The 6,881-nt window shown below is 67.7% G+C and carries 10 protein-coding genes and 3 pseudogenes; 4 read left to right on the top strand and 9 right to left on the bottom strand.

Annotated elements, in window-relative coordinates; genetic code table 11:
- From ACFU6I_RS47285 to ACFU6I_RS47265, 5 genes and pseudogenes are all read right to left on the bottom strand, one after another.
- A pseudogene (locus tag ACFU6I_RS47285) lies at nucleotides 1–395 on the bottom strand (cyclase); the annotation flags it as partial.
- 6 nt (nucleotides 396–401) lie between these two features.
- Nucleotides 402–1,211, bottom strand: coding sequence for a histone protein (locus tag ACFU6I_RS47280; RefSeq protein ID WP_384380432.1), 810 nt, complete (start codon nucleotides 1,209–1,211; stop codon nucleotides 402–404).
- A 7-nt stretch (nucleotides 1,212–1,218) separates the two neighbouring features.
- Nucleotides 1,219–1,362, bottom strand: coding sequence for a hypothetical protein (locus ACFU6I_RS47275; RefSeq protein WP_384380430.1), 144 nt, complete (start codon nucleotides 1,360–1,362; stop codon nucleotides 1,219–1,221).
- Nucleotides 1,363–1,610: 248 nt separating this feature from the next.
- Nucleotides 1,611–1,925 (bottom strand): hypothetical protein, encoded by a 315-nt coding sequence (locus ACFU6I_RS47270; RefSeq protein ID WP_384380427.1) that lies wholly within the window; start codon nucleotides 1,923–1,925, stop codon nucleotides 1,611–1,613.
- A gap of 259 nt (nucleotides 1,926–2,184) precedes the next feature.
- A pseudogene (locus tag ACFU6I_RS47265) lies at nucleotides 2,185–2,733 on the bottom strand (hypothetical protein); the annotation flags it as partial.
- Nucleotides 2,734–3,005: 272 nt separating this feature from the next.
- On the opposite strand from ACFU6I_RS47265, the gene ACFU6I_RS47260 reads away from it, so the two are divergent.
- Both ACFU6I_RS47260 and ACFU6I_RS47255 read left to right on the top strand, forming a co-directional pair.
- On the top strand, nucleotides 3,006–3,461 hold the full coding sequence (locus ACFU6I_RS47260) for a hypothetical protein (protein ID WP_384380424.1): 456 nt from the start codon (nucleotides 3,006–3,008) through the stop codon (nucleotides 3,459–3,461).
- Nucleotides 3,462–3,778: 317 nt separating this feature from the next.
- Complete coding sequence (locus ACFU6I_RS47255; protein ID WP_384380421.1) at nucleotides 3,779–3,937, top strand: hypothetical protein; 159 nt, start codon at nucleotides 3,779–3,781, stop codon at nucleotides 3,935–3,937.
- 470 nt (nucleotides 3,938–4,407) lie between these two features.
- Here ACFU6I_RS47255 and ACFU6I_RS47250 read toward each other — a convergent pair whose 3' ends face one another.
- A complete protein-coding gene (locus ACFU6I_RS47250) occupies nucleotides 4,408–4,737 on the bottom strand; it encodes a hypothetical protein (protein WP_384380418.1) in 330 nt (109 codons plus the stop codon).
- Nucleotides 4,738–4,858: 121 nt separating this feature from the next.
- Between ACFU6I_RS47250 and ACFU6I_RS47245 the strand changes: the two genes are divergently transcribed.
- Nucleotides 4,859–5,131 (top strand): hypothetical protein, encoded by a 273-nt coding sequence (locus tag ACFU6I_RS47245; RefSeq protein ID WP_384380416.1) that lies wholly within the window; start codon nucleotides 4,859–4,861, stop codon nucleotides 5,129–5,131.
- Between the two features lie 73 nt (nucleotides 5,132–5,204).
- Here the strand turns inward: ACFU6I_RS47245 and ACFU6I_RS47240 are convergent, their stop codons facing one another.
- Genes ACFU6I_RS47240 through ACFU6I_RS47230 form a run of 3 tightly spaced genes read right to left on the bottom strand, consistent with a single transcriptional unit; the run spans nucleotide 5,205 to nucleotide 6,245 of the window.
- Nucleotides 5,205–5,399, bottom strand: a complete 195-nt coding sequence (locus ACFU6I_RS47240) for a hypothetical protein (RefSeq protein ID WP_384380413.1) — start codon at nucleotides 5,397–5,399, stop codon at nucleotides 5,205–5,207.
- Nucleotides 5,400–5,403: 4 nt separating this feature from the next.
- A complete protein-coding gene (locus tag ACFU6I_RS47235; RefSeq protein WP_384380411.1) occupies nucleotides 5,404–5,871 on the bottom strand; it encodes a hypothetical protein in 468 nt (155 codons plus the stop codon).
- Nucleotides 5,868–6,245 carry a hypothetical protein gene (locus ACFU6I_RS47230; RefSeq protein ID WP_384380409.1) on the bottom strand — a complete coding sequence of 126 codons (378 nt, stop codon included), beginning with the start codon at nucleotides 6,243–6,245 and terminating at the stop codon, nucleotides 5,868–5,870. Before ACFU6I_RS47230 ends, ACFU6I_RS47235 begins: the two co-directional genes overlap by 4 nt.
- Before the next feature lie 421 nt (nucleotides 6,246–6,666).
- Between ACFU6I_RS47230 and ACFU6I_RS47225 the strand changes: the two are divergent.
- Nucleotides 6,667–6,881 (top strand): annotated as a pseudogene (locus ACFU6I_RS47225) (DNA-directed RNA polymerase subunit alpha); the annotation flags it as partial.

The raw sequence follows: 6,881 nt of genomic DNA, 5'->3' as shown, positions 1-6,881 counted from the left end.
TACAGCGTCCAGTGGTCGTACGCGACACGCAGGGGCACTCCCACATCGAGAGCCTCGATGATGTTCATGACCTTGCGGCCGCTCGACTTGCGTTTCCCCTTTCCGCCGCCGAACGCCTCCTTGGCCTTCCCCACGACTTTGTCCTTAACGCCCTTGGCTTTCTCTGCGACGAATGCCTTCAGCGGGGATTCGCCCTGAAGAATGCGGGAGCCGATCGCGGGAAGCGATCCACTCTCGGCCACATCAGTGAGCTGCTCAGTGACATCGGTCAGTTTGTCGCCCGCCTTCTCGGCGAGCCTCTCCATCTGTGCACTGAGGAAGTTGGACGCCTCTTCGCGAAGCCGGTCCGCACCCGACATTTGTGCCGTGGGCTGGTCTGTTTCCGTCCTGGTCATGACTGGCTACCTCCGACGATCGGCGCGCTTGGACGCCGCTCGCTTCGACGACGTCGTCTTCCGGGCGGCGGACTTCTTGGCCGGGGCGGTCTTCTTCGCAGCCGTCTTCTTCGACGACGTCGTCTTCCGGGCGGCGGACTTCTTGGCCGGGGCGGTTTTCTTCGCAGCCGTCTTCTTCGCCGGGGCCGTCTTCGGGGCCGCGGACTTCTTGGCCGTCCGAGACTTCTCTCCCTGGGCGGGAGCGGCCTTCTTGCGTGCCGCGCCTCCTCTGGGCTGGGCTGATTGGCGAGAACTGCGCCGCCGCTTCGGCTGCCTCTCTTCCGGCTCTTCCTCTTCCGGCTGTTCCTCCTCTTCCTCCTCTTCCTCAGCCTGGTGCTCTTCGTACTCGGCCTCCGGTTCTTCCTCTTCCTCTTCCGGTTCCTCCTCTTCCTCCTCTTCCTCTTCCGGCTCTTCCTCCTCCTCTTCCTCCTCCTCTTCCGGCTCTTCCTCCTCCTCTTCCTGCCTCTCGCCGAGCCGGGCCGTGCGGTCGCTGAGGGCATCGGCCAGCGAACTCATGCCCCGGTCGGCGGCGGCAGCCACTGCCTTACGGCCTGCGTCGAAGACTTCCCCTTTCAGCTGCTCCTGCAGCTCGGCGAACTGGGGAATCTCTCCGAGCCTGCGCATCCCTTCGGCGGCAAGCTGTCGGGGTTCAAGGCCGAATCGTCTCCCTGCCAGATACGTCGCAATCGTCAGCGCCAGCCGGCCCTTCTTCGTCCGGCCCAGCACATAGCCGCCCACTACTGCGGCCGCGAGGGTCACCTTGGCTGTGTCATCCATGAGTGCGTCACCTTCGATCGCTCGGTACGGGGCCGACTGCGCGGCATGCAGCCGGTCGAGCAGCCTTTCCTCTTCCCGGTTCGAACTCCTCCGTGCTGATATCTCCGTCGTCAAGCTCCCGGTTCAGTACAGCCAGCTGGGCACGGAGCACTCCTGGGTCGTGGACCTCGTGCTCGGCAGCGACGCTGAGCTTCCGCCACCCAGATCACAGCGCGGACCGGTGCAACGGGGAGCGTGAGCAGTCCCGTGATCAGTGCCATGTCAGACTCCGGCGGCCGGCACGTGAGTGCCTGCAGCGGCGACAAAGTTGTGGTCTTCCCGCGGCCCGCAGACGGGACCCGCAGGCACTCTCCCCTCTGGTCCATGGGGCCGGCCTGCGAGGCGGGGCAGTCGCGATGGTCATGTGCTGAGCAGGCGGTTGAAGAACGAGCGGTAGCGCTGAAGCGCTATGCGCAGGTCCTCGGTGAGGACCTCCTCGCCCCGGCCCCACTGGCCCTCGAGCCCTTCCTTGCGGGATGCGAACGACCGGGCCAGCGTCTGCATGACCTCGGCGACCAAGGCGTCGGCCGTACGGACGGCGTCCTGCGGATCGTCGACGAAGGCTGTCTGCACGGCCTGCCATTTGGACTTGAAGGCCTCGGCCTCGTCGGGACTGAGAAGCGGCTCGTTCTCCTGACCCTGCTCTGGCGCAGAAGAGCCCGGAGTGCCCGCCATGGCCTGCTCCGTGGACGGGGAGCCCTCAGCGGCGCCGACAGCGGGCGGAGGAGCGTCCGCCGCTGCCGGCAGTGTTCCACGATCCGCGTCCCGGTCGTCCCGTGGCCGGGCGAGATCCTCGGTTCTGAGTCCCGCGTCGGTCGCGCTGCTGTGGTCGCCTGCTCCACCGTGTTCGCGCTGCATGCTTGTTCACCTCGTCCGAATGGGTTTCGACGGGCTCTCGATCCGTGCCCCGCCGGTATACGCGGGCGCCGGGGCAGGCGTGTTGCTGCCCCGGCCTGTCGCCGTTGGTGAGCAGGTCGTCGAAGAGTGCGCGGTAGTGCACCATCGCTCCCCGCAGTTCCTCGGTGGTCGTCTGCCGACTGCCGGCTCGTGCATTGACTTCGTGGGCGGCGCGGTAATGCTCCAGCGTGCGTCCGTGTTCGACCGACAGGTCCTTCAGCTGCTGCTCGTATCCCTCGGTCGGGTAGCCGCGGTCCTTCATGAGCCGGGTCACCAGCTGGTCCGCCTCACCGACCGCCTCTTGCGGGCGGTCCACGAAGTGCTCCTGCACGCTGTTCCAGTCCCGTGCGTACTGCTGACGGGCAGTCGAGGCGAGCGGCTTTAGATCGAGGTCGTCGTGCCGTTCCTCGCGGGCGCGCAGATCACGCTCTGCTGACCTGCGACTACCTTTGGCTTCCACCGTGCGCTCGTACTCGGCGCCGAAACGATCCCGCAGATGCCGGCGACGAACTGCCATCCACAAGCCGACCGCAAGGACGATGAGGACGACCGCAACAATGATCGCAATGACAATGCCTGACGACATCGAGCGCCTCCCTTGAGGTCGCTGTTCCCACCAACCCGACCAGCGCCCGCGGCAGCCCGGGAGGCGATTCCCGCACCCCGCGCACCACCCCTGACCGGGCCACCGCATCCACTCCACCCTTACGCCTCCAACTCCCCGCCCGCCACCGGGGACATCACAGCGAACACGCAAGGCAGCGGCCGAGAAGCAGTAAGTGATGCGCGGGCACTACTGGCGGTCCACAGGGCAGGCCAACCGATCACTTCCACCGGCGCCGGCGCAGAATGGGGAGTATGGAGCCCTACGAGGGGCTGGCCACGGTGGAGCGTACGGACGGGACTGTGGTCCGCGTGTGGGCCGAGGTCGCCGTCGCCCAGGAGCACAGCCCGGCAGACGCGGACCGGCCGTGGACGGCCCGGCTGACCGCACCCGGCGGCGAAGCACTCCTGCTGAAAGGCGCGGTCACCCTGGTCCTCTCCCAAACCCGCTGGCCCGCCGAGGTCACCTACACCCAACTATCGTCCGGACCGCACTCCGCGAACTGGACCGAGATCAAAGGCACCGGGCCCGCAACCACCCGGCCAGACGCCATCGCTGGCAGCCACACCGAACGCGGTGAGGGACCACAGCCCGGCGCCGCCCACCCCGGCGAACACAGCGAAACAGTTCACCGGCCCAAGCCGGAACCCGACCACAACGAAACCCCCCTGGCTTCCGGGCCTACGCCGTATTCCGGACATATAATTTGAGGGGATGCGGGGTATCCGAGGAATCGCCGAGTACACCCGAAGGTTGCCGCAGGGATGTCCCGCACCGCCACGCAGACGACCCCCGGCCCCGGCCCGCGACATCGGCTGAGTGCCAGGGGCCGCCGCCCGCCGATTCTTTCCACAGAACAAACGTCCCACGCCACCCGCACAGTTCATCCGTGCCTGAGTGCAGGAGAACCGCACATCCGCTGGGTCTGCACACGGGACGCAGGTACCTGACCAGATGGCCGATGCCGAGCCGGCCGCCTGATCGTTGACCCCCACGCTGAAACCGTGAACACGAGAAGAGACGGCGAGTGGAACGGCGCACCCTCCCCCAGCCCGCGGATATCTACACCGCCGACCAGGCAGCGGTCGTGGTCACAGCACTCGTCTCCCAGATTTACGCCACGGCAGCGGAACTGGCCGAACACCTCCTGGTACTCCAGGAGCACCGATACGCCGACCGGCCATAAGCGGTGTGCTGCCGGGCGTCACTACCGCGTGGGCGCACCCTGGTCAGCTGCGTCGCGCGGCAAAGGCCGACGCTCGCTCCCTCAGGCTGGAGTGGCGGCGTCGGTCTGGTCCCCCGTGTCACGGGCAGTCGGCCACGACGTTTCCCACCTCGGCTCCAGACCGGCAGAGCTCCGGTGCGAGAGGAAAGTTCACGCCGGGCGCCCGGTCTCGGGGAGCGGACTGTACCCCTTCGGACCAGTCGTTGACCCAGCACAACCCGCGCACTCGTACCGGCCATCGAGACCCGCGATCGGTGTCCCGCACTGAGCGCACCCTATGTAGGTGATCTCGGGATGCGGTAGAGACATCTCAGGCCGGGCCGGTCGGGCCGGCCGTTCCGCTTCCGGGGCAAGCCATGGTCAGAAGCTACCGCCGTGAGCGGCGAGTCCGGGGCCGAAAGCGACACCACCACACCCTCTCTCTACAGAGTTCAGGAAACCGTTACTTGCAGGCTTGCCCACGGCAGGCGAAGGCTTGCCCACGAGGCCGCCAGCACGCTTGCCCATGGGGCAACCAGGAACGTGGCCGATGACCGGTCCCGAAATGGAATCAGACGAGCCGCCGGCCGCACCCGCTGCGCCGACTCGCTGCCCGGCTCCGACGTCAGGACCGAAAGCATCAAGTCAGGCCGCCCCAGAAGCGTCAGCGTTTCGATCGGCAGGCTCAGCCGCCCCACCGCCGGATGCTCGTACTCCTTCGCCCACGCCGCACAGCGCCTGGCCGCCGACGCCGCCGCGCGCGCCGGCCGGGCCGGGGCCACCTACGCAGACCTGGGCCTGGCCGCAGGCATCTCCCGACAGGCCGCACGCAAGCGGTGGCCCGACACCGTCGGCACCCAGTGGACCCTCTACCTCCTCACCGGCAAGAGCCACCCGCAGGGGATGTCCGTCAGGGTGTTCCGCAGCAGCGGCAAGGCGATCGAGGGCGGACGCACCGCCGTGGACGACGGCGCGCTCACCGAGGACGGCGCCATCGCCGCCGTAGTCATCGACTCCTCCCGCCAGGCCATGTGGGCCTGCTCCTTCAACGACGGCACCTGGGCGCCGGAGGAGATCACCCTGCCCGAGGACCTGCTGACCGTGCCCGCCACCGGCGAGGCCGGACACGGCGACTGGCTCCACCGGTGGCAGCAGCACATCATCAGTAGGCTCTGAACACCGTCTATCCCAGCGGCCGCTGACCGGAGGCCAGGCACAAGTCGGGCCCGACGGCCGTGAGAGCGCCGACTCAGCGGGTCTCGGTATTACTCTGCGGTCGCACCGCCTTGTTGAGCGTGGGGCTGGTGTCGCTTTTCTTGTCGGTCCCGATCAGCGCCGGGTTGGTGTATAGGTCGACGATGTCCTGCTGAGGCGCCGGGGCCGGGGCAGGAGAGGCCGACGCGGGGACGGGCTGACCGCTCCCCTGGTTCTGTCCGTTGTTCATGGGCTCAAGTTTGCAGCAGCAGTGCGACAGTCGACAGGCCAAGCCCCCCGACCAGCGACCAGAGGCTGACCGCCCAGTACCGGGCCTTCAGCTCATGGCGCCGCTTGTTCATCTCGAAGATCGATGCCCGAGACGCGGCCAGCTCGATCATGACCTGGCTCTTGGGCGAGCGGACGTGAGCCACGATCATCGGGCGCGGTTCCAGGTCCTTGTGCTCAGCCACCCGGATCGTCTGCACTCCCGTGAGCAGGGTGACGGCGTACGCGGCGAAGGCGATATAGGCGAGGACGTCGTGGTGCTTGTGCGTCGCCAGGAACTGGGCGGCGGTGGCCGCGAACCCGATCAGGAACACGGCCTTGGTGTCGATCTTCGCCAGTGAGTCCGACTGGCGCGTCAGACGCGAGGCCGCCTCGTTGTTGAGGAGCTCCAGCGTGGATTCCTGCGCCTGGAGTTCAGCCGGTGTCATCGTCATGCCGAGAGCCTAGAAGCTGCAAGCGGGACGGTTGCACCCACTGGCACCAGGAGCACCGCCCAACCCCTGGGTGAAACCAGCGAGGACAGCTCAGGTGATCTCTGTCGCGTCACCGGTGCGGCGGGCATCGCGGCGGTGGCCTTCCTGCGCCGCTCGTACGCGGCGGGGAAGACGCCCCGGGCCCAGGCGTCCTGCTCTCGGCCCCGCTTGCTTCCCTCCTCAAAGTTGATCTGCATGATCGCGAGCGCCGGGCAGTCCGGGGCGTGCCAGGTCTCGCTGATCCCGCCGCCGGTCTGCACGTACGCGATGCGGGTGTTGTCGGGGCCTGGCAGTGCTGTGACAGGACTGCGCTCGCCCCTGGCCCCGCGGCTCATCACCCAGACGCGGGATCAGGGGCCCGGCTGGAATACGTGCTCGGATCAGTAGCGCCGTATCGAGATGCCGTTGGTGAAGGCTGCTCTCGCGTGGTTCGCGCCAGCCGGCGACGGCGCCCGGTTCACAGTCCTTCCGCACGCCGTAGAACACGCGGACGCATGCTCGGCCCGCAAGACGGCTGAGGCGCTGGCGGCACGGAGATGTGCACCCGTGGCAGCAGGCACTCGGCCTCTTCGTCTCACCACCGCGCCGGTCCGCGGCCTGACGGCAAAGGAGCCGCGCGCTTCGGGCAACTCTCCCGCCGGCTGAGCCGCACCTGGCGGCGTCGGGCGGTGCGGCCTCTTGTGAGGTCGTATTGCCGTTACCCTGCGGTGTCTACGGCGTCAAATAGCGGGCGCCGAAATCTGGAGGCACCACCCCATGCTGATCGCTCAGCGTCCCGCGTTGACCGAAGAGGTCGTCGACGAGTTCCGCTCCCGGTTCGTGATCGAGCCGCTGGAGCCGGGCTTCGGCTACACCCTCGGTAACTCTCTCCGCCGTACGCTCCTCTCCTCGATCCCCGGCGCTGCTGTCACCAGCATCCGGATCGACGGTGTCCTGCACGAGTTCACCACCGTGCCGGGCGTCAAGGAGGA

The organism is Streptomyces sp. NPDC057486 (assembly GCF_042802415.1).
GTDB classification, from domain to species: domain Bacteria; phylum Actinomycetota; class Actinomycetes; order Streptomycetales; family Streptomycetaceae; genus Streptomyces; species Streptomyces yanii.
The sequence above is the reverse complement of the archived record's forward strand: the minus strand, read 5'-3'. Positions and strand labels throughout refer to the sequence as shown.

Bases quoted from the DNA above. Each gene is read 5' to 3' on its own strand.
- ACFU6I_RS47280 (WP_384380432.1), bottom strand. From the start codon at position 1,211: ATGGATGACACAGCCAAGGTGACCCTCGCGGCCGCAGTAGTGGGCGGC.
- ACFU6I_RS47270 (WP_384380427.1), bottom strand. From the start codon at position 1,925: ATGGCGGGCACTCCGGGCTCTTCTGCGCCAGAGCAGGGTCAGGAGAAC.
- ACFU6I_RS47260 (WP_384380424.1), top strand. From the start codon at position 3,006: ATGGAGCCCTACGAGGGGCTGGCCACGGTGGAGCGTACGGACGGGACT.
- ACFU6I_RS47245 (WP_384380416.1), top strand. From the start codon at position 4,859: ATGTCCGTCAGGGTGTTCCGCAGCAGCGGCAAGGCGATCGAGGGCGGA.
- ACFU6I_RS47240 (WP_384380413.1), bottom strand. From the start codon at position 5,399: ATGAACAACGGACAGAACCAGGGGAGCGGTCAGCCCGTCCCCGCGTCG.
- ACFU6I_RS47235 (WP_384380411.1), bottom strand. From the start codon at position 5,871: ATGACGATGACACCGGCTGAACTCCAGGCGCAGGAATCCACGCTGGAG.
- ACFU6I_RS47230 (WP_384380409.1), bottom strand. From the start codon at position 6,245: ATGAGCCGCGGGGCCAGGGGCGAGCGCAGTCCTGTCACAGCACTGCCA.